18 protein-coding genes are annotated in these 19,482 nt (G+C 58.0%); 14 read left to right on the top strand and 4 right to left on the bottom strand.

Annotation, left to right across the window (positions count from 1 at the left end; genetic code table 11):
* Positions 1–212 precede the first annotated feature (212 nt).
* The 8 genes from pnuC (at position 213) to fapF (ending at position 6,650) form a co-directional block, all read left to right on the top strand.
* Positions 213–776: a nicotinamide riboside transporter PnuC gene (gene pnuC / locus HU718_RS15840; protein ID WP_186615008.1), complete on the top strand. Its 564-nt coding sequence runs from the start codon at positions 213–215 to the stop codon at positions 774–776.
* A complete protein-coding gene (locus HU718_RS15845; RefSeq protein WP_186615006.1) occupies positions 773–1,297 on the top strand; it encodes an AAA family ATPase in 525 nt (174 codons plus the stop codon). Before pnuC ends, HU718_RS15845 begins: the two co-directional genes overlap by 4 nt.
* A 357-nt stretch (positions 1,298–1,654) precedes the next feature.
* Positions 1,655–2,107 (top strand): functional amyloid chaperone FapA, encoded by a 453-nt coding sequence (fapA, locus tag HU718_RS15850; RefSeq protein WP_102900996.1) that lies wholly within the window; start codon positions 1,655–1,657, stop codon positions 2,105–2,107.
* Between the two features lies 1 nt (position 2,108).
* The gene (fapB, locus tag HU718_RS15855) at positions 2,109–2,684 is read left to right on the top strand and encodes a fibril amyloid subunit FapB (RefSeq protein WP_102900995.1); all 576 of its coding nucleotides are present in this window, start codon (positions 2,109–2,111) and stop codon (positions 2,682–2,684) included.
* 73 nt (positions 2,685–2,757) lie between these two features.
* Complete coding sequence (fapC, locus tag HU718_RS15860) at positions 2,758–3,762, top strand: amyloid-like fimbrin subunit FapC (protein WP_102900993.1); 1,005 nt, start codon at positions 2,758–2,760, stop codon at positions 3,760–3,762.
* 63 nt (positions 3,763–3,825) lie between these two features.
* Positions 3,826–4,506, top strand: coding sequence for a fibril amyloid maturation endopeptidase FapD (gene fapD, locus HU718_RS15865; RefSeq protein ID WP_102900992.1), 681 nt, complete (start codon positions 3,826–3,828; stop codon positions 4,504–4,506).
* Between the two features lie 44 nt (positions 4,507–4,550).
* Positions 4,551–5,300, top strand: coding sequence for a fibril amyloid subunit FapE (fapE, locus tag HU718_RS15870; protein WP_102900991.1), 750 nt, complete (start codon positions 4,551–4,553; stop codon positions 5,298–5,300).
* A 45-nt stretch (positions 5,301–5,345) separates the two neighbouring features.
* On the top strand, positions 5,346–6,650 hold the full coding sequence (gene fapF, locus HU718_RS15875) for a fibril amyloid transporter FapF (protein WP_150708582.1): 1,305 nt from the start codon (positions 5,346–5,348) through the stop codon (positions 6,648–6,650).
* Positions 6,651–6,749: 99 nt separating this feature from the next.
* Here fapF and HU718_RS15880 read toward each other — a convergent pair whose 3' ends face one another.
* The gene (locus HU718_RS15880) at positions 6,750–8,075 is read right to left on the bottom strand and encodes a sigma-54 dependent transcriptional regulator (protein WP_016983762.1); all 1,326 of its coding nucleotides are present in this window, start codon (positions 8,073–8,075) and stop codon (positions 6,750–6,752) included.
* Positions 8,076–8,429: 354 nt separating this feature from the next.
* Between HU718_RS15880 and HU718_RS15885 the strand changes: the two genes are divergently transcribed.
* From HU718_RS15885 to nhaB, 4 genes are all read left to right on the top strand, one after another.
* Positions 8,430–8,696 (top strand): hypothetical protein, encoded by a 267-nt coding sequence (locus HU718_RS15885; protein WP_150730879.1) that lies wholly within the window; start codon positions 8,430–8,432, stop codon positions 8,694–8,696.
* Positions 8,697–8,974: 278 nt separating this feature from the next.
* Positions 8,975–10,276, top strand: coding sequence for an NHL repeat-containing protein (locus HU718_RS15890; RefSeq protein ID WP_186615003.1), 1,302 nt, complete (start codon positions 8,975–8,977; stop codon positions 10,274–10,276).
* A gap of 143 nt (positions 10,277–10,419) precedes the next feature.
* Complete coding sequence (locus tag HU718_RS15895; RefSeq protein ID WP_095118781.1) at positions 10,420–11,355, top strand: hypothetical protein; 936 nt, start codon at positions 10,420–10,422, stop codon at positions 11,353–11,355.
* Positions 11,356–11,534: 179 nt separating this feature from the next.
* On the top strand, positions 11,535–13,037 hold the full coding sequence (gene nhaB, locus HU718_RS15900) for a sodium/proton antiporter NhaB (protein WP_150708585.1): 1,503 nt from the start codon (positions 11,535–11,537) through the stop codon (positions 13,035–13,037).
* 468 nt (positions 13,038–13,505) lie between these two features.
* Here the strand turns inward: nhaB and HU718_RS15905 are convergent, their stop codons facing one another.
* Genes HU718_RS15905 through gnd form a run of 3 tightly spaced genes read right to left on the bottom strand, consistent with a single transcriptional unit; the run spans position 13,506 to position 16,824 of the window.
* Positions 13,506–14,327 carry an HAD family hydrolase gene (locus HU718_RS15905; protein ID WP_186615436.1) on the bottom strand — a complete coding sequence of 274 codons (822 nt, stop codon included), beginning with the start codon at positions 14,325–14,327 and terminating at the stop codon, positions 13,506–13,508.
* On the bottom strand, positions 14,324–15,847 hold the full coding sequence (gene zwf / locus HU718_RS15910; RefSeq protein ID WP_186615438.1) for a glucose-6-phosphate dehydrogenase: 1,524 nt from the start codon (positions 15,845–15,847) through the stop codon (positions 14,324–14,326). Before zwf ends, HU718_RS15905 begins: the two co-directional genes overlap by 4 nt.
* The gene (gnd, locus tag HU718_RS15915) at positions 15,844–16,824 is read right to left on the bottom strand and encodes a phosphogluconate dehydrogenase (NAD(+)-dependent, decarboxylating) (RefSeq protein WP_007914838.1); all 981 of its coding nucleotides are present in this window, start codon (positions 16,822–16,824) and stop codon (positions 15,844–15,846) included. The genes zwf and gnd overlap by 4 nt, the downstream gene beginning before the upstream one ends.
* Positions 16,825–17,096: 272 nt before the next feature.
* Between gnd and HU718_RS15920 the strand changes: the two genes are divergently transcribed.
* Both HU718_RS15920 and HU718_RS15925 read left to right on the top strand, forming a co-directional pair.
* Positions 17,097–17,279 carry a DUF6026 family protein gene (locus HU718_RS15920; protein ID WP_016983768.1) on the top strand — a complete coding sequence of 61 codons (183 nt, stop codon included), beginning with the start codon at positions 17,097–17,099 and terminating at the stop codon, positions 17,277–17,279.
* 209 nt (positions 17,280–17,488) lie between these two features.
* A complete protein-coding gene (locus HU718_RS15925; protein WP_150731628.1) occupies positions 17,489–19,237 on the top strand; it encodes a phosphoethanolamine transferase CptA in 1,749 nt (582 codons plus the stop codon).
* Positions 19,238–19,482: the final 245 nt, after the last annotated feature.

Genomic DNA, 19,482 nt, shown 5'->3' on the forward strand with positions numbered 1-19,482 from the left:
CCGACCGAGGTGTCTCAAGCTATACGTCGACCTGAAAAATCGAGTCGATTATGGATTCAACGCAGAAAGATCAGGTCGGCGTATCTCGAACATCCAACTCGGTCAGTCCCCTCTCCCTACGGGCGGTCCGACGTTTCGGGAGGGTTAGGGTGAGGGGTTTGGCCCAATGCAGTACAATCCGCCCCCTCCTCAATTTCCCCCAAGGAACCGCCATGTCCGGGCTTGAACTGTTTGCCGCCGCCCTTGGCGTGATCGCCGTGTGGCTGACGGTCAAACAGAATCCGTGGTGCTGGCCGATCGGCCTGGTCATGGTGCTGCTCTATAGCTGGATCTTCTTTGAAGTGAAGCTGTACTCGGACATGTTGCTGCAAGTGATCTACGCCGCGTTGCAAGTCTATGGCTGGTGGCAATGGACCCGCGCCGGGACGATGCATGACGGCCGGGAGGTCACTCGCCTCGATCAACGCTCTATCCTGATCGGCCTCGGTGCTGGCGCGGTCGGCAGCCTGCTGCTCGGCGCGGCCATGGCCCACTGGACCGACGCCGCGCAACCGTGGCTCGATGCCGCGCTGACCGGTTTCAGCCTGGTTGCGCAACTGTGGATGGCGCAGAAGCGGCTGCAATGCTGGGCGCTGTGGTTCGTGCTCGATGTGATTTTTGTCGGGTTGTTCATCTATAAGGGGCTGTACCTCACCGCCGCGCTGTACGGGCTGTTCACCTTGCTGGCGATTCAAGGCTTTCGCGAATGGCGTGCTGACCCGGCGTTGCGCCCATGAAGGTTGTGGTCCTGACCGGGCCCGAATCCACCGGCAAGAGCTGGCTGGCAGCGGGCCTGCAACAACGCTTTGGCGGCTTGCGCGTGGATGAATACGTGCGTCGGTTTATCGAACTCAATCCCCGCGATACGTGCCTTGCCGACATCCCTGATATCGCTCGGGGCCAACTGCAATGGGAAGATGAAGCGCGGGCGCAACAGCCTGCGCTGCTGATCCTCGACACCCATTTGCTGAGCAACATGCTGTGGAGCCATACCCTGTTTGCCGACTGTCCGGGCTGGCTGGAAACCGAGCTGTTGGCACGGCATTACGACCTGCACCTTCTTTTGTCCCCGGAACAGGTCGACTGGACCGATGACGGTCAGCGCTGCCAGCCGGATCTGGACGAGCGTCTGGCGTTTTACCAGTCCACGCAAAACTGGCTGGAAAACCACCATCAGCGCTTTCTGATCATTCAAGGCAATTGGGCCGAACGCCAACTGCAGGCCTTTGCCGCTGTCGAGCAATTACTGACCGAGTGACCCGATCATTGGGTCACCTTCCCCGGCACTTTCCCCTGTTTCGGGGACAAAGTGTCCGATTCTGAAACACTCGTTGACGTGCAGAGTGCCCGTTTCAACACTGTTCACGACTTTGTCATCCGAGTTGTTACGCGCTTGAAACACATCGTCGCAAACCCTTGTTCCAGAGCTTTGTTCAGCCAATAGACAACTCAGCGCGCCGGTGGGTGTTTCAACGCTGAAACAGCTTGTGTTTCAGCTGCGCGTGTTTATTTGCCAACTCATTGAAATTCAAAAACATTAAAAAAGCGGCACAGCTTTCGCTCTCTCCTTCACAACGCTGACTAGGGCCAGCCCACTGAAGAAGGAATTGCAGCCGTGGGGAATATCCAAAAAGGTTTGACCTGCCTTCTGCTGATCGGATCAGCAGCCAGTACGCTGATCAGCTTCAACGTGCAGGCGGAAGGCAACGGTGTGATCGTCCTCAACCGCGATGTTCAGCCTATTCCGATCGGTCGCAACGGTGGCAAAGACCCCTACCCGACCACTGTCAACGCCAACCCGTCCGCACGCATCAACTCCACCATGAACAGCACCGAATTGAGCGACGGCGACTTCGCCGGTGTCGCCAGCGGCAGCGCGTTCCGCACCGTCAACAATGTCCAGGCCGGCGCCAATCTGCCGGGCCTCAATACCGTCACCAATCCCAACGGCATGCCCGGCATGAGCGCAGGACACGGCGGCGGCTCCGGCGGTGCGATTTCCGGCACGATCAACCGCGCCATGAGTTCCGGCCTTGCCCCTCTGACCCGCATGGCCGGAGGCCAATGAAATGAATCGTTCACTCCTTCTGCTTGCCCTGCTCGGTTGCACCACTGCCATGGCTGCTGATCCTGGTTCAGTGAACAAGGCCAACATTCAAGATTCCGGGGTGCAGTACCGCGGCAACTTCAACGTCAACCAGGCGGCTGGCGATCAAATGCAACAGACCAACGTCAAGGCAGTGGCAATCGGCACCGAATCCCACGCCAGTACCAGCGTCATGCAGAAAATCGACACACCGGCCTCGCGCTCCATCGACGCCAGCGCATCCATTGGCGGCACCTCTTTCAGTAATGGCAACGGCATCCTCGGTGTGAACCAGGGCGCCGGGGCCAACAACCAGATGGCCAACGTCACGCGCGTCAGCATCAGTGCTGCCCCGCAGAGCGTTGACGACAGTGCCCTTTCGCAACAGAACGTGGCGCTTTTACCGAGCTCAGGAGCAACTGGTACCTCACCCGGCAGTCGCCAGGTCACGACAAGTGATCAGGCCTTCACCGGCAGCCGCGGGGTAATCCAGGTGAACCAGAGTGCCGGGGTGGGGAACCGAATGGCTAACACCCTGAGCATCCGGGTCGCTGACTGACCCAAACAACAAAAGCAGTGCAATTAGAAAGTACCAACACTTAACCAACTAATAAGCACGATGGAGAAACACCATGAAACCTACAATGGCTCTCAAACCACTGGTTTTCGCACTTGCAGCAGTGATGGCAATCGCAGCACAGGCAGGCGGTCGTGATGACGATCATGGTAATGGCCACGGCAACGGGCACGGTAACGGCCATGGTAATAACCAGCCTAAAGGCCCTTCCCTGGAACAACTTCTGCAAATCACCGCCGGCGCCGGGGCTGCAGTACTCGACGAACAAAACAGTGACGGCAACGTGGTGAAAAACCAGGGCACCCTCAACAACGCCAACGCCAGCGACTCGCTCAATGGCTCCAACGGCAACATGGGCGCCAACGTAGCAGCCGGCGACGGCAACCAACAAGACAACGCCGCCGCCCTGGCGACTGCCGACGAAAGCTTCATCTTCGGCACAGCTGTTGCTGCCTCGAGTGCAACTCAGGTCAACAACAACAACTACGTGAAAAACTCGTCCACCTTCAATAACGCTACGCTCAACAATGCAGGCAACAATGGTTCCGGCAACATCGGCATCAACGTCACTGCCGGCAACTTCAACCAGCAGAAAAACAACCTGGCGATCGCCGTATCCGGTGGCCGTGTAGCCACTGCCGCCGCAGCCGCCAATCAGTCCTCCACCGGCCTGGTTGTAGACAACAAAGGCGTGCAGACCTACAAAACCGACACCCTCACCGGCACCTACGCGGCCGCTGGCGTGTTCAAAGCCAAAGGCACTGCAACCATCGAAGATGATGACCACCACGGCGGTTATGGCAATCGTGGCGGCGGCCACGGTGGCAACGATGACCAGAAAGCCAAATTCGAAGCCGTCGGTACTTTTGGCCTCGCTGGCGTAACCACCCAACAAGTGATGACCAAAGATGGCTGGAAAGCCCCTGTCGTCAACAATGCCAACATGACCAACTCGATGAACAACTTCTCCGGCAACGGCGGAGCCAACGTCTCGTCTGGTGTGGGCAACCAACAAAGCAACTCGCTGTCCATCGCTGCTGGCTGCAGAGCCTGCCTGTAATCGCGATCGAAACGAAAGCCCCGGAAACGGGGCTTTTCCTCAGTCCGCAAAGGCGTATCGATCATGCGTAAGACTGCCCTCTTCACTCTGCTTTTCGTCTGTGGCCTGACTCAGGCCGGTCAGATGCCCGTCGCTGCCCTGCCGGGTGGCACGCTCGTCTATAAAAACGTGCAGAGCATCCGTGAGCGCAAGTTTGCCGACATCGTCGAACAGAAAACCGATTTCAGCTGCGGCGCTGCTGCACTGGCAACGGTATTACGCCAGGCCTATTGGCTCGACGTCGATGAGGAGCACATCATCAAAGGCATGCTGGTCAACGCTGACCAGGACCTTGTTCGTACTCAAGGTTTTTCCATGCTGGACATGAAGCGCTACATAGAAAGCATCGGCATGCGCGCCAGGGGTTACAAGATTCCACCGGAAAAGCTCGAAGCGGTAACCATCCCGGTGGTGGTACTGATGGAAATTCGCGGCTACAAGCATTTCGTCGTGTTGCAGCGTTCGGACAAGGATTGGGTTTACATCGGAGACCCGGTTCTCGGCCATAAACGCTACAAACATGATGACTTTGTCAAAGGTTGGAACGGCATTGTCTTCGCGATCGTCGGTCCTGGATATGACAAGGCCAACGCCTTGCGCAGCCCTCCGGTGCCCTTGACGGCCAAGAACACACTCGACGGTTTCAACCCGGTCAAAGATGCTGAATTGATGGATTTCGGGTTCATTCAGAGCGACTTCTTTTAATCGCCGATTATAGAAAATGGGACTGGATGTCCCGGGAGCAGCAGATGAAAACCTCATACTGGCTGGCCGCCGCCTGCCTGGCAGCGAGTGCGTCAGGCTATGCCAATGCAGGATTCAAACCCATAGAAATCAAGGACCAGGAGCTCGCCGAGCTGCGTGGTCGGTATGTCATGCCGGGGCGAATTATCAGCTTCGGCATTGTCATGAGCAGTACCTGGCGCAACGCCAGCGGAGACCTGATCGGAGCGTCTGCCTCGATGCAGGTGCAACAGGCCACAATCAAACCAGAATTCTACGTTTCGACCATCAAGGAGATGGGCAACGGCAATACGCCGGAACTGGGCACCGGATCGATTATCGGCGGTGCCGGCCTTAACTCATCGTCGGGCGTGACCCAGAGCGTACGCGCGGCGGGTGACGGCAACACGGCGAACAACAACGTCGCCATCAACGTCAAGGAAGCCAATCAGGCGCCAGCACTCGCCCCCGTACAGGGCCAGGCCCTGATGGCCGGCCAGACCATTTCCGGCAGCAATGCCGCCGGCAATGTCGCGGTGTCGGCAACCGGTACGGGTGGCGTGCAAATGGCGATTCAAGCCAGTGGCAATCAAGGTACGGCGCTGCAACAGGTCGCCTCCAGCGGCTTACTGCAGAACACCCGCCTGCTCGGCAGTGCCAATGTGGTCAACAACCTGACTCAACTTAACGTCGTACTCAATAATAACGGCAGAAGCGCCGGCGCACTGGATTGCAACCTGACTCAACTCGGGGCCCTACGCAGTATTGGATATTGAACTACGCTGAGTCTCGATCATTGGGCTTAAAGGGACGGCTTATTCATGTATCGATCAGTATCACTGCGTGCCGCAGTGTGTTTGAGCACTCTTCTCCCTGCGGCGATGCTGCAAGCAGCACCGGATGCAGATGTAGCGGCCCTGAAACAGGAACTTCTGGAGCTGAAACAACGATACGAAGTGCAACAAAAGGCCCTGGCGGTTCTCGAACAACGAGTTCGCCAGGTTGAAGAACAACCCGCCGCCCCACAACCAAAACGGCTGGCAAAATCGCCGTCGGACATGAAAGGCAACCGCGTCGCCACCGGCACCGGAGCGGCAGCAGCATCAGGAGGCGCCGCCGGGGGCAGTGGCGCTTCTTACGGGCAATCGCTGGCTGACGATTCACAACCGGCGCAGAGCGTTTCCAACCTGTACGACGAGGCCAGCGGCTTCTTCGGCGGCGGCAAGTTCAGCGTCGAAACCGGCATCACCTATTCGCGCTATGACACCCGTCAGCTGATTCTCAATGGCTTCCTGGCGCTCGACTCGATCTTTCTCGGCAACATCAACCTCGACCGGATCAAGGCCGACACCTGGACCCTCGACCTGACGGGCCGCTACAACTTCGACAACCGCTGGCAGTTCGACCTGAACGTGCCCGTGGTGTATCGCGAATCGACTTATCAGTCGGGCGGCGGCAATGAGGGCGCGGCGGGTGTCACTACAGAAGAAACCGTCACCAAGGATCCCACCATTGGCGACGTCAACTTCGGCATCGCTTACAAGTTCCTGGACGAGTCGGTCAATACACCGGATGCGGTCGTCACCCTGCGGGTCAAGGCGCCAACCGGCAAGGATCCGTTCGGGATCAAACTGCGCCAGACCGATGCCAACTCCAATCTGTTTGTGCCTGACACCCTGCCCACCGGCAACGGCGTCTGGTCGATCACGCCGGGCATTTCGCTGGTCAAGACGTTCGACCCGGCGGTGCTGTTCGGCAGCTTGTCCTACACCCACAACCTGGAGGAGTCGTTCGACGACATCAGCTCGACGGTCAACCAGAAAAACCCGGGCAAGGTAAAGATCGGCGACAGCTTCCAGATCGGCGCCGGTATTGCGTTTGCGCTGAACGAGAAGATGAGTATGTCGTTCTCGGTGTCTGACCTGGTGCAACGCAAGAGCAAGTTGAAACAGGATGGCGGCGATTGGGAATCGGTGGTCTCCAGCGACGCCAACGCCGGTTACTTCAACGTCGGCATGACCATTGCGGCCACCGACAACCTGACCATTGTGCCCAACCTGTCCATCGGCATGACGGATGATGCCCCGGACTTTTCCTTCAGCCTGAAATTCCCGTACTACTTCTAAGCAAAAGCAAAAGATCGCAGCCTGCGGCAGCTCCTACATTGGGAATGTGTAATCCCTGTAGGAGCTGCCGCAGGCTGCGATCTTTTGATCTTCAGGTATCTAGCGGATCTGGTGCTTGTGCAGCAAACGGTAAAACGTCGGCCGCGACACGCCGAGCACTTTAGCCGCCACACTGAGATTATCGCTGTGCCGATTCAACACATCGCACAACGCCTGGCGTTCGGCGCGGGTCTTGTAATCTTCCAGCGTGCCCATCGGCGTGGCGATCGAGTGCTGGCTGATCAGCCCGAGATCACGGGCCTCGATCTGCCGACCTTCGGCCAGCACCAGTCCGCGCCTTACACGGTTGGCCAGTTCCCGGACGTTGCCTGGCCAGTCATGTTTGCCCATGGCAATCAGCGCGTCCTCACTGAAACTGCGTGGACGGCGACCGGTTTCATGACTGTAGAAATGAGAAAAGTGGTTGGCCAACATCGATAGATCACCGTGCCGTTCACGCAATGGCGCAGTGACCACCTGCAGCACGTTGAGCCGGTAATACAGGTCTTCGCGAAAACGCTTCTTCTCGATGGCCGCCTCAAGGTCGACGTGGGTCGCCGCCAGCACACGCACATCCACCGGAATCGGCTGACTGCCGCCGACGCGCTCGATGTGTTTTTCCTGCAGAAAGCGCAACAGATTGGCTTGCAGTTCCAGCGGCAGATCACCGATTTCATCGAGGAACAACGTGCCGCCATTGGCCGCCTCAATGCGCCCGACCTTGCGCTGATGCGCGCCGGTAAACGCGCCCTTTTCGTGACCGAACAGCTCGGATTGGATCAAGTGCTCGGGAATCGCCCCGCAGTTGATTGCCACAAACGGTTTGCTGTGGCGCTGGGATTGCCGGTGCAGCGTGCGCGCAACGAGTTCTTTACCGGTACCGCTTTCGCCGCGGATCAACACTGGAGATTCGGTCGGTGCCAGTTTGCTGAGTAGTTTGCGCAGTTCACGGATCGGTTTGCTGTCGCCGAGCAGTTCATGTTCCGGCTGATCGACGTGAATCGTGCCCTGCCCGCGCAAACGCGCCATGCCGAACGCCCGCCCGAGGGTGACCTGCACTCGCGAAACGTCGAACGGTAGGGTATGGAAATCGAAAAACCATTCACAAACGAAGTCACCGACGTTTTGTAAACGCAGGACTTCCTGATTGAGTACGGCGATCCATTCGGTGCCGCTACGGCTGATCAGTTCCTTGACGGCTTCGGGACGCTCGAGGTGAAACGGCTGTAATCGCAGCAGGCCGACATCACAACTTCGATCGGCGGCATTTTCCAGGGTACAGCTATCAACATCCCAACCTACGGCGCGTAATCCGGGCAATAAGCGGTGGCAGTCGTCGCACGGATCGACCACCAATAAACGTCGTAACGCAGGCGCTTCGCTCATGACTGTTCCTTGGCGCCAAATTATTAGAAATGATTGTAAAAACAGTCATTTGGCAGACCCGACTGTAACATTAGCAAGATTTTGACAGGGCCTTGTATCGATTGCTTATAGGCGTACAAGCAAACACGTTATAAGAAACCAGGTTGTTAGTTAGCTATCGACTAAATTGCTGTTTCAAGCTTTCAGTGAGCTTTCAAACCCTGCCTGCAAAGCAACTTCATGAAAGAAAGTTGAAATTTCTTTGTTTCCTGTGTGACCTGCCTACGGGTTCGGTGCATCAGTACAAGTACCAGCCGAACGGTAAGCCCAACCGACGGCACATCACTTGATTGGGCACGACAGAGAGAAAACCCCATGATCGCCCCGCTCCGTATCAACGAAGCTGTTTTGATTGCCAACCATGCGTTCAAACCGTTCCAGTGCGTGGCCTGGGCGCCACAAGACGGCAATGGCGAGCTCAGCCTGACCGTAATCGACCGGACCAATTCGCACATCGGTCGCAAACAGATCCCGAGCAGCGCCTACTCCGATCCAGCGCAACTCGAGCAACTGCTGCAGCAGGCTCGCGCTGAACTCAGCGAAGAAGGCTACAGCCTGCAATCCTGGTCGATGCCACACTAACAGCCGGGCGATGCGGATGACATTCAGGTCATCCGCCCTACTCTGTTAGTTCTAATCTTTTAATTCTCCGTACTTTTGTACAACTATTTGCAACTTGTTCAGGCTTAACTGCTTGGGCGGCTTGCTATTGGTTCAAAAAGACACTGTTCTGGCACAGTGCGACCCTCCACCTGTTAGTTCTTACAGTTGTACTTCTCCCGGTTCAGGGATTGAATGTTTCGCTCATGCAGTTACCCCTCCGGTTTCCGGTAAAGGTCAACTCGCAAGGAGATGCGTGCATGTCCACCCTGAACACTTTTGCGCTGCCGGCATTACCGACGACGTTGTCGAATCAGGCCGGTCAACTCGACAGAACGTTTGCCGCCACCGGCGTCGCCCAAGTGTATTTCGCGGGCAGCGTGTCCAGCCTGACGGAAGATATCGCGCTCGATGCTCAGGGGCGGATCCTTGTTGCCGCCAAAGTCGGCACCGCCGCTGGCAGCCGTTTCGGCCTGGCCCGCATGCTCGCCGATGGCTCGGCCGACCTGGCCTTTGGCGATCAAGGCAGCGTGATCGATACCTTTGCTCCAGGCTTCGAAGCCACCGCCGGCAAAGTCCAGGTACTGCGCGACGGGCGCATCCTGCTCGCCGGCCTGCATTATGAAAACACGCATCGCACCTTGCCGGCGCTGGCCTTGTTCGATGCACAGGGCAAGCCGGACCTGAGCTTCGGTGACAACGGCCGTCAAGTGGTGCGCCTGCCCGGCGACTTGTCCATGGGCAGCCGAGATGCCTGGCTGCCGCCGGGCGTACCCGGCGCCGAAGCCTGCGACTTTGTCGTCCAGGACGACGGCCATATCCTGCTCATCGCCAATCACCACTTCGAACTCGCCGACCATGCCGGCATGCTGATTCGCCTCAAGCCTGACGGCAGCCTCGATGAAACCTTCAACGGCCGCGGCTTCGTGATGATTCGCCACTTGTTGCTTAACACCTGGCTCAGCAGCCTGCTGTTGCAGAAGGATGGGCGGATTGTGGTGGCTGGCTCCATCGATTTTCCGCAGGAAGGTCTGTTGGCGCGCTACCTGCCCGACGGCCATCTCGACGAGCGTTTCGCCGTGGATGGATTCATGGCCTTCAAGGCGCACGGCAAAAGCGCTCTGGTCAGTCAGATCCTTGAGTCCGCCGACGCGCTGCACTGTTTCGGCAGCAGTCGCGACCCGATTCGTTGCATGGCCTACAGCGTGCACACCAATGGCCGCCCGAACCTGCACAACCATGGCGGGCAACCACAGCTGCTGGAAATCGGCCCCAGCGGCTGTCAATGGAGCGCCGCCCAACGCATGGCGGACGGCCGCATCATCGCAGTCGGTGCAACCATTGGCGGGATCGAAGCGGATTTTATTGTTGCCCGCTACCTGAGTGACGGCAGCCTGGATCACAGCTTCGGCGATGGCAAAGGCTGGCTGCGCACGCGCTTGGGTCGCAGCCTGGATACGGCCAACTCGCTGGCCGTGCAAGCGGATGGCGCCATCCTCGTTGGCGGTTATTCGCTCGATTGCAGCTACCGGGCAATGGTGGCGCGGTATTTCAATCACTAGTCAAGCGAAGAGCCGCAGCGCTGCCATTCATCGGATTTAGCCCTGCACCTGTAATTTCTGACAGTAGACGCTGCCATTGATCGGCGCTCAGATAGCGACACGCGCAGATGGCTGCGCGTTGAACCTGAAAAAGGAATTTTTGAATGACTGATCAACAGAAACTACCTGGACAACTGACGCAAGTTGAAGCCTCGAGCACGCGTGCTAGCAAGATCGAACCACGAATCCTCGAACTCACCGATCTGGATGGGAATTACATCGAACCCGACAGTGTTGTCACGGTTAGCGACTTTTTTATCAAAGGCGTGGCCACTCCCGCGAGACCGGCGGACATTCTGGATAGCCGAACCCCGATTGCCCCTGTTCTTGTAGACGCGACCGGCCACTTTACAACAGAACTTTTTAACCAGTCGCTGGGTACTCATGTATACACCGTGTTAGACGAGTCTGGACAAGAATCATCGCCTTGGGTGGTTACTATTGCTGCACTAGATCAGCTATTAATCGAATCTATAAAAGGGCCGGACGACCAGCCCATCGGAAACGGTTCAAGTACAGCTCATACCGACCTGAGGTTTATCGGCAAGGGCGTACCTGGCCAGGTGGTGGAACTTGTGGATAACGGTATTGTGCTTCGCTTGCTCAATGTCGATAACAGCGGGCACTGGAGCGCCCACCTCACAGGCCTTAAGCCAGGCAAGCATAAATTCGTCGCTCGAGAGTTAAACGGCAAAGAATCAGCCCCCTGGCATGTCGAGATCGAAAAACCGGCATTGTTGAGTATTCAATTTGGATACGGCCTGGGAAATTATCAGCCCATCAAAGATGGCGAAACCACAACGCAGACAGCAGTAGTTCTGATTGGCACGGCCAAGCCGAACGAATTTGGCCGGATACTCAGTGATGCCCATGAAGGGGTTGTCTTCGAAGCAAATGAATACGGGGTTTTCATTACCCCTATTAAGGACTTACTCCCCGGCGATAGTTATATGTTCATCTGCCGATCTGAATCCGAACCGGATCGCCACTCGGAACCTTGGATGATCCATGTAGCGTCTGAGAAACTGCCGCAACGGTAGTTCTGTTTCATCGTCAACATGACCCGTCGAGCGATAACTCGGCGGGTCTTGTTGTTTACCCCGCGAATCGTCTAAAAAAACCTGCTTCCACGGCAACGACGGGGATTAAATCGACGAGCGGCTTGATCTTCCTCGACACATCCGGCAACTTTCGCGCTTCTTAATAAAAGGAGCTGCCGATGTCCGGTTCAATGGCCCAAGCGTTCGCGCATAATTTTCTCGGGCACTCGCCACGCTGGTACAAGGCGACCATTGTCGGTTTCCTCATCCTCAATGCGCTGGTGCTGTTCACCGTTGGCCCGGTCGCGGCCGGCTGGTTGCTGGTGATCGAATTCATCTTCACTCTGGCCATGGCGCTCAAGTGTTATCCGCTGATGCCCGGCGGCTTGCTGTTGATCGAAGCCTTGCTGTTGAAGATGACCACCCCGCAAGCACTTTACGATGAACTGGTGCACAACTTCCCGGTGATCCTGTTGCTGATGTTCATGGTGGCGGGCATCTATTTCATGAAAGACCTGCTGCTATTTCTGTTCTCGCGCCTGTTGTTGGGCGTGCGCTCCAAAGCGGCGTTGGCCTTGATGTTCTGCTTCCTCTCGGCGTTTTTGTCGGCGTTTCTCGATGCGTTGACGGTGACCGCTGTGATCATCAGTGCAGCGGTCGGTTTCTATTCCGTTTATCACCGTGTCGCGTCCGGAAACGATCCGCGCCAGGACAGCGAGTTTGCTGACGACGAGAACCTGCCGAAACTGCATCACGAAGACCTGGAACAATTCCGCGCTTTCCTGCGCAGTCTGTTGATGCACGGCGCTGTCGGTACGGCGTTGGGCGGCGTGTGCACACTGGTCGGTGAGCCGCAGAACCTGTTGATCGGCCACGAAATGGGCTGGCACTTCGGCGAGTTCTTCCAGAAAGTCGCGCCGGTTTCGCTGCCGGTGCTGGCGGCAGGTCTGGTCACCTGCGTGCTGCTGGAAAAGCTGCGCTGGTTCGGCTACGGCACGCTGCTGCCGGACAATGTTCGCACCGTGTTGGCTAACTTCGCCGCTGAAGACAATGCTGAACGCACGGCGCGCCAACGCGCAGCACTGCTGGTGCAAGGCGCTGCGGCATTGATTCTGATTGGCTGCCTGGCTTTTCACATCGCCGAAGTCGGCCTGATCGGGTTGATGGTGATTGTGTTGATCACCGCGTTTACCGGCATCACCGACGAGCATCGTTTGGGCAGTGCATTCAAGGACGCCATGCCGTTCACGGCATTGCTGGTGGTGTTTTTTGCCGTTGTGGCGGTGATTCACGATCAACAGCTGTTTGCGCCGTTGATTCAATGGGTGCTCGCCCTGCCGGTCGAGCAACAACCGGGCATGTTGTTTATTGCCAACGGCCTGCTGTCGGCGATCAGTGACAATGTGTTTGTCGCGACGATTTACATCACCGAAGTGAAACAGGCGTTCCTTGCCGGGCACATGAGCCGCGAGCACTTCGAGACATTGGCGATCGCGATCAATACAGGTACGAATTTGCCGAGTGTCGCGACGCCGAATGGCCAGGCGGCGTTTCTGTTCCTGCTGACTTCAGCGATTGCACCGCTGGTGCGTCTGTCGTATGGGCGGATGGTGTGGATGGCGCTGCCGTACACCTTCGTCATGGGCCTGCTGGGCTGGTATGCCGTGAGCTACTGGCTCTGACAAGCACTGCATAAACCTGTGGGAGCGAGCCTGCTCGCGAAGAGGGAGTGTCAGACAACAGATCCGTTGAATGACACACCGCTTTCGCGAGCAGGCTCGCTCCCACATTGGTTTTTCGGTGGTGTCAGTGAGGCAGGATGTATTTCTCGATCGCTTGGGCTACCGGCTCTGACAAACACTGCATAAACCTGTGGGAGCGAGCCTGCTCGCGAAGAGGGTGTGTCAGACAACAGATTCGTTGAATGACACACCGCTTTCGCGAGCAGGCTCGCTCCCACCTTTGTTTTTGGGTGGTGTCAGTGAGGAAGGATGTATTTCTCGATCGCTTGGGCTACCGGCTCTGACAAGCACTGAATAAACCTGTGGGAACGAGCCTGCTCGCGAAGAGGCAGTGTCAGACAACAGATTCGTTGAATGACACACCGCTTTCGCGAGCAGGCTCGCTCCCACATTTGGTTTTGCGTGCTTTCAGCGAGGGAGGATGTAGTTTTCGATCGCCAGGGCCACGCCGTCTTCGGTGTTCGGCGCTGTGACCACGTCGGCTTGGCGTTTCACCGCCTCCTCCGCCTGGCCCATGGCAATCGACAGCCCTGCGCAATGGAACATCGCTGGATCATTGCCGCCATCGCCGATGGCCGCTGTCTGCTCCAATGGAATACCGAGATGTTCGGCCAGAGTTGCCAGCGCCGTGCCTTTGTTCGCCTCCAGCGCCGTGACGTCGAGATACACCGGTTGCGAGCGTGACACTTGCGCCATGCCTTTGACCTTGGTCAACAGGCGCGCCTCAAGCTCGATCAACAGCTCAGTGTTGTTACTGGTCGCGACGATCTTGTCGATGCGCTGCAGATACGGCTCGAAGCTTTCGACCACCACCGGCGGATAACCGAGGCCATGCTGCTCGCGCGGCACCATCGGCCCGTGCGGATCCTTGAGCAGCCAGTCACCGCCGCTGAACACCCAGATTTCCACATCCGGCTGATCGGCAAACGTTGCCAGCGCAATCAGCGCGGTGCTCGCCGGCAGGTAATGCGCGACCAACAAACTGCCATCCGGATTGACGATGGTTCCACCGTTAAACGCCGCTGTCGGCAGATCAACGCCCAGGGCCTCGATCTGCTGCAGCATGGCTTTCGGTGGTCGCCCCGTGGCTAGGCTGAACAGCACGCCCGCCTCACGCAGCGAACGCACCGCGTCAATGGTGCGCTGACTCAGCGTGTGATCCGGCAGCAGCAACGTGCCGTCCATGTCACTGAGCAGAAAGCGGACAGGTTGTTTCGGCAAGTCACTCATCCGAGGCCATGCCAGACGCGGCCATCGCGAGTCAGCAGATCTTCGGCGGCCTGCGGGCCGTCTTCACCGGCAGCATAGGTCTGTACGCTCGCGTCCTGTTGCCAGGCATCAAGGAACGGTTGCACGGCGCGCCAGCCGTTCTCGATGTTGTCGGCGCGCTGGAACAGCGTCTGATCGCCGGTCAGGCAGTCGTAGATCAAGGTTTCGTAACCGGTCGACGGCTGCATTTCGAAAAAGTCTTTGTAGGCAAAGCCCAGTTCGATGTTGGCCATGTTCAACGCCGGCCCCGGTCGTTTGGCCAGCAGGTCGAACCACATGCCTTCGTTCGGCTGGATCTGGATGCGCAGGTACGTCGGCTGCAACTCATCGACTTCAGTGTCACGGAATTGCGCGTACGGTGCCGGTTTGAAGCAGATAACAATTTCCGTGTCGCGCACACTCATACGCTTGCCGGTGCGCAGGTAGAACGGCACGCCAACCCAACGCCAATTGTCGATCATCACTTTCAGCGCGACGTAGGTTTCGGTGCTGCTGTCCGGTGCGACATTGGGCTCTTGGCGATAACCGTTCAGTGACTTGCCATCGACTTCGCCGGCGCTGTACTGGCCGCGAACCGAGTTGGCCCGCGCCTCTTCAGTCGTCCACGGGCGGATCGCGCCGACCACCTTGGCCTTCTCGCCGCGCACCGCATCGGCGCCGAACGCCGCCGGCGGTTCCATGGCGACCATGGCCAGCAACTGAAACAGGTGATTGGGCACCATGTCACGCAGTGCGCCGGTGTGTTCGTAAAAACTGCCACGGGTTTCGACGCCGACGGTTTCGGCGGCGGTGATCTGCACGTGGTCGATGTAATGATTGTTCCAGAACGCTTCGAACAGGCTGTTGGAAAACCGGCTGACCAGAATGTTCTGCACGGTTTCCTTGCCCAGATAATGGTCGATCCGATAGATCTGTTTCTCGGACATCACCTTGAGCAGACAAGCGTTCAACGCTTCGGCGGTGTGCAGGTCGGAGCCGAACGGCTTCTCGATCACCACCCTTCTGAACGCTTCCGGAGTTTCTTCAAGCAAACCGGCGCTGCCCAGTCGGCGCACCACTTCGCTGAAGAAACGCGGCGCGGTGGCCAGGTAGAACACCGCATTGCCAGTGCCGCTGTCGGCGATTTTCGCCGCCAGCGCGGAATAAGTGCTGTCGTCCAGGAAGTCGCCCTGGACGTAGCTGATACCTTTGGCGAGCTTGGCCCACAAGGCCGGATCAAGCATCTGATCGCCCTTGCCGACCTTCGCCGCCACTTCGGTGCGGATGAAGTCTTCGAGCTTCTGCGCGAAGGCTTCATCGGTAATGGCGTTGTGGTCAACGCCAACGATCCGCAGATTTTCGTCAAGCAAGCCGTCGCGACTGAGGTTATACAGCGCCGGCATCAGCAAGCGCTTGACCAGGTCGCCGTGGGCACCGAACAGAAACAGCGTGGTCGGTGGAGCGGGTTCTGCCTTGGATTTTCTGCGGATCGTATGGGTCATTTCTTCGGTGTCTCCACGTGGCCGCCGAAGCCGAAGCGCTGGGCCGAAAGAATCTTGTCGCCAAACGTGCCCTGACCGCGCGAGCGGTAGCGCGAGAACAGCGAGTTCGACAGCACCGGGACCGGCACCGCTTGTTCCATGGCCGCTTCGATGGTCCATTGACCTTCGCCGCTGTCCGCTACGGAGCCGGAGAAACCGTCGAGTTTCGGATCGCTGGCCAGTGCATCGGCGGTCAGGTCGAGCAACCACGACGACACCACGCTGCCACGGCGCCACACTTCCGCGATGTCGGCGACGTTCAGATCAAAACGCTGATCTTCCGGCAGGCGTTCGCTGGACTTGGTCTTGAGGATGTCGAAACCCTCGGCGAAAGCGGCCATCATGCCGTACTCGATGCCGTTGTGAATCATCTTCACGAAGTGCCCGGCACCGGCAGGACCGGCGTGGATGTAACCGTGCTCGGCACGGTGGTCATCGGACTTGCGATCCTTGGTGCGCGGGATGTCACCCATGCCCGGCGCCAGTGCGGCGAACAGCGGATCGAGGCGCTGCACGGTTTCAGCGTCGCCGCCGATCATCATGCAATAGCCGCGCTCCAGGCCCCAAACGCCGCCGGAAGTACCGACGTCGATGTAGTGCAGGCCCTTTTCGGCCAAAGTCTTGGCCCGGCGAATGTCATCCTTATAGTTGGTGTTGCCGCCGTCGATGATGGTATCGCCGGCTTCGAGCAAAGTGCTCAGGGTGTTGATGGTGTCTTCGGTGGGTGCGCCGGCCGGCAGCATGACCCAGACCGCACGCGGTTTGGCCAGGCCGGCAACCAGTGCCGGCAAATCGGCGACGCCAGTGGAGCCCTCGGCGACCAGGTTATCGATGAAAGCGGTATTGCGGTCGTAAACAACGGTGGTGTGACCGTTGAGCATCAGACGTCGCGCAATATTGCCGCCCATGCGGCCCAGTCCAATAATCCCGAGTTGCATGTGCTGATGCTCCTTACTACAAATAAATGTGTGTCATTGGTTATAGCCCAACGCGACTGATGGAGGTTAGTCCAGAGCGTTGCGATGAAGTTTCCGGGCATTGTGCCCGATCCAGACTGATAACGCCCCGAATCATGCAGAAGACACACCGACCATGAAAAATAAAAAAGTTCCATTCACAGGCAAAAGAAATCAAAATCGGCGCCGATAGTAGATCTGTACCGCAAGCCGGGACGACCTACAGTTGATGCACGCCATTTGCGAGGTGAGCAATGGGCACAGTACACACAGCAATGCCGCCACAAACCCTGTACGTGACGATTCGTCGCGATGAATTGCGCCAGTTGAAAGACGAACGCGACCAGTTGAAGCAGGAGCTGGCGCAACTGCGCCTGTTGACCCAGGGTGCGCAACCGCAACCTTTGCCGGTCGTTCAGCGTCATCCCCACGCCTGATCCCCCGCCTGATTCGGGAACGGCAGCGGCTGTTCCCGACACGCTACCCTCTGGCCGCATGCCCCACGGCAAAAGCGCCGCTTAACAAAACTTTCACATTCTCTTCGTAATACTCCGCCCCATTCTGGCCGTACCTGCGTGTACGGCCTCCGTTCGTCGGCTTCATGGATGTTCCGGCGGTGGTTGTAACGAGTGAGCTGGAGCGCCGAATGGCATTGTTCAAACGCAGCAAAACGACTGCGACAGGTTTCGATTGGGCCGGTTTTCTCTGGCTGTTTGTATTCTTCTGGTACTTCTCGGGTATCACCCAACTGCTGATCCAGCTGACCGGTACCTCCGGCTTCACCGGGTTCCGTCAGGCGTTCGTCATGAGCGCGATCTGGCTGGCGCCGATGCTGCTGTTCCCCAAACGCACCAAACTGCTCGCCGCCATCATCGGCGTGGTGTTGTGGGCGTGCTCGATGGCCAGCCTGGGCTACTTCTTCATCTATGAGCAGGAATTCTCCCAGAGCGTGATCTTCATCATGTTCGAGTCGAACGTGTCCGAAGCCGGCGAGTACATGACCCAGTACTTTGCCTGGTGGATGGTGCCGGCGTTCCTCGCGCACACCGCGTTCGCTTACTTTCTGTGGACTCGCCTGCGCCCGGTGTACATGCCCCGTGGCCGCGCATTCGTCGCGGCGATGGCCATCCTGATTGCGGTGATCGGTTATCCGCTGGTCAAACAAACCATGCGCATGGGCACCTTCGCCCAAGGCTTCGAGAAATTCGAAACCCGCATCGAGCCGGCGGTGCCATGGCAGATGGTCGTGGCCTATCACCGTTACCAGGAAACCCTCGCCGACATGCAGGGCATGCTGCACAACGTGAGCAAGATCCCGCCGCTGAAAAACCTCAAGGACGCCTCGGCCGATCAGCCAAAAACCCTGGTGCTGGTGATCGGCGAATCGACCAACCGTCAGCGCATGAGCCTTTATGGCTATCAGCGCAACACCACGCCGGAACTGGACAAGCTCAAGGATCAACTGGCGGTGTTCGACAACGTCGTCACTCCACGTCCGTACACCATCGAGGCGCTGCAGCAGGTCCTGACCTTTGCCGACGAGGAAAACCCGGATCTGTACCTGTCCACGCCGTCGCTTGTCAGCATGATGAAACAGGCCGGCTACAAAACCTTCTGGATCACCAACCAGCAGACCATGACCAAGCGCAACACCATGCTCACCACGTTCTCCGAACAGGCCGATGAGCAGGTATACCTGAACAACAACCGCAACCAGAACGCCGCGCAATACGACGGCGACGTCATCGAGCCCTTTAACAAGGCCCTGACTGATGCGGCGCCGCGCAAACTGATCGTTGTGCATTTGCTCGGCACACACATGAGCTACCAGTACCGCTATCCGCCGACGTTCGACAAGTTCCAGGACCGCAACGGCGTGCCGCCCGGCGTGCGTGACGACCAGGTACCGACCTACAACAGCTACGACAACGCCGTGCTGTACAACGACTTCGTCGTGTCGAGCCTGATCAAGGATTACGCCAAATCCGATCCGAACGGCTTCCTGCTGTACCTTTCGGATCACGGTGAAGACGTGTTCGACTCGGTGGGCCACAAGACCCTGGGCCGTAACGAAAACAAACCGACCGCGCCGATGTACACCATTCCGTTCATGGCTTGGGCGTCACCGAAGTGGAAAGCCAACCACGACTGGAACTTCGCCGGCGACCTCGATCGCCCGTACAGCAGCTCGCACCTGATCCACACCTGGGCCGACCTCGCCGGTTTGAGTTTCGATGAACTCGACCACAGCAAGAGCCTGGTCAGCGACAGCTTCAAGGTACGGCCACTGCTGATCGGCGATCCGTACCAGACCGACCAGCGTGCGTTGATCGACTTCAGTTTGATGAAGCCGAAGAAACCGACACCAACCGTCGCGGATGCGGTGGGGCAGTAAAACCGAAGGGGCCTTTACGGCCCCTTTTTCATGGCTACCGCTAGCCACGGAAGCATTGTCATGGCGAATTTGTCGGGCGTCGCCGATGCGCCACGTCAACCTTCAGCAATCATCCCAAGTCCTGGTCCTCACACCGCCTTCGAAGGCAAGCAAGTGCGCCTCAAGGAAATACTGCAGCGGTTGACTGCCCTACCCTCACTCCCTATCCTCGCGCCTGTCACGACTCATTCGTGATCGGGTTTGAC

It is taken from the genome of Pseudomonas tensinigenes (assembly GCF_014268445.2).
GTDB classification, from domain to species: domain Bacteria; phylum Pseudomonadota; class Gammaproteobacteria; order Pseudomonadales; family Pseudomonadaceae; genus Aquipseudomonas; species Aquipseudomonas tensinigenes.

Bases quoted from the DNA above. Each gene is read 5' to 3' on its own strand.
- pnuC (WP_186615008.1), top strand. From the start codon at position 213: ATGTCCGGGCTTGAACTGTTTGCCGCCGCCCTTGGCGTGATCGCCGTG.
- HU718_RS15845 (WP_186615006.1), top strand. From the start codon at position 773: ATGAAGGTTGTGGTCCTGACCGGGCCCGAATCCACCGGCAAGAGCTGG.
- fapB (WP_102900995.1), top strand. From the start codon at position 2,109: ATGAATCGTTCACTCCTTCTGCTTGCCCTGCTCGGTTGCACCACTGCC.
- fapC (WP_102900993.1), top strand. From the start codon at position 2,758: ATGAAACCTACAATGGCTCTCAAACCACTGGTTTTCGCACTTGCAGCA.
- fapD (WP_102900992.1), top strand. From the start codon at position 3,826: ATGCGTAAGACTGCCCTCTTCACTCTGCTTTTCGTCTGTGGCCTGACT.
- fapE (WP_102900991.1), top strand. From the start codon at position 4,551: ATGAAAACCTCATACTGGCTGGCCGCCGCCTGCCTGGCAGCGAGTGCG.
- fapF (WP_150708582.1), top strand. From the start codon at position 5,346: ATGTATCGATCAGTATCACTGCGTGCCGCAGTGTGTTTGAGCACTCTT.
- HU718_RS15880 (WP_016983762.1), bottom strand. From the start codon at position 8,075: ATGAGCGAAGCGCCTGCGTTACGACGTTTATTGGTGGTCGATCCGTGC.
- HU718_RS15885 (WP_150730879.1), top strand. From the start codon at position 8,430: ATGATCGCCCCGCTCCGTATCAACGAAGCTGTTTTGATTGCCAACCAT.
- HU718_RS15890 (WP_186615003.1), top strand. From the start codon at position 8,975: ATGTCCACCCTGAACACTTTTGCGCTGCCGGCATTACCGACGACGTTG.
- HU718_RS15895 (WP_095118781.1), top strand. From the start codon at position 10,420: ATGACTGATCAACAGAAACTACCTGGACAACTGACGCAAGTTGAAGCC.
- nhaB (WP_150708585.1), top strand. From the start codon at position 11,535: ATGTCCGGTTCAATGGCCCAAGCGTTCGCGCATAATTTTCTCGGGCAC.
- HU718_RS15905 (WP_186615436.1), bottom strand. From the start codon at position 14,327: ATGAGTGACTTGCCGAAACAACCTGTCCGCTTTCTGCTCAGTGACATG.
- zwf (WP_186615438.1), bottom strand. From the start codon at position 15,847: ATGACCCATACGATCCGCAGAAAATCCAAGGCAGAACCCGCTCCACCG.
- gnd (WP_007914838.1), bottom strand. From the start codon at position 16,824: ATGCAACTCGGGATTATTGGACTGGGCCGCATGGGCGGCAATATTGCG.
- HU718_RS15920 (WP_016983768.1), top strand. From the start codon at position 17,097: ATGGGCACAGTACACACAGCAATGCCGCCACAAACCCTGTACGTGACG.
- HU718_RS15925 (WP_150731628.1), top strand. From the start codon at position 17,489: ATGGCATTGTTCAAACGCAGCAAAACGACTGCGACAGGTTTCGATTGG.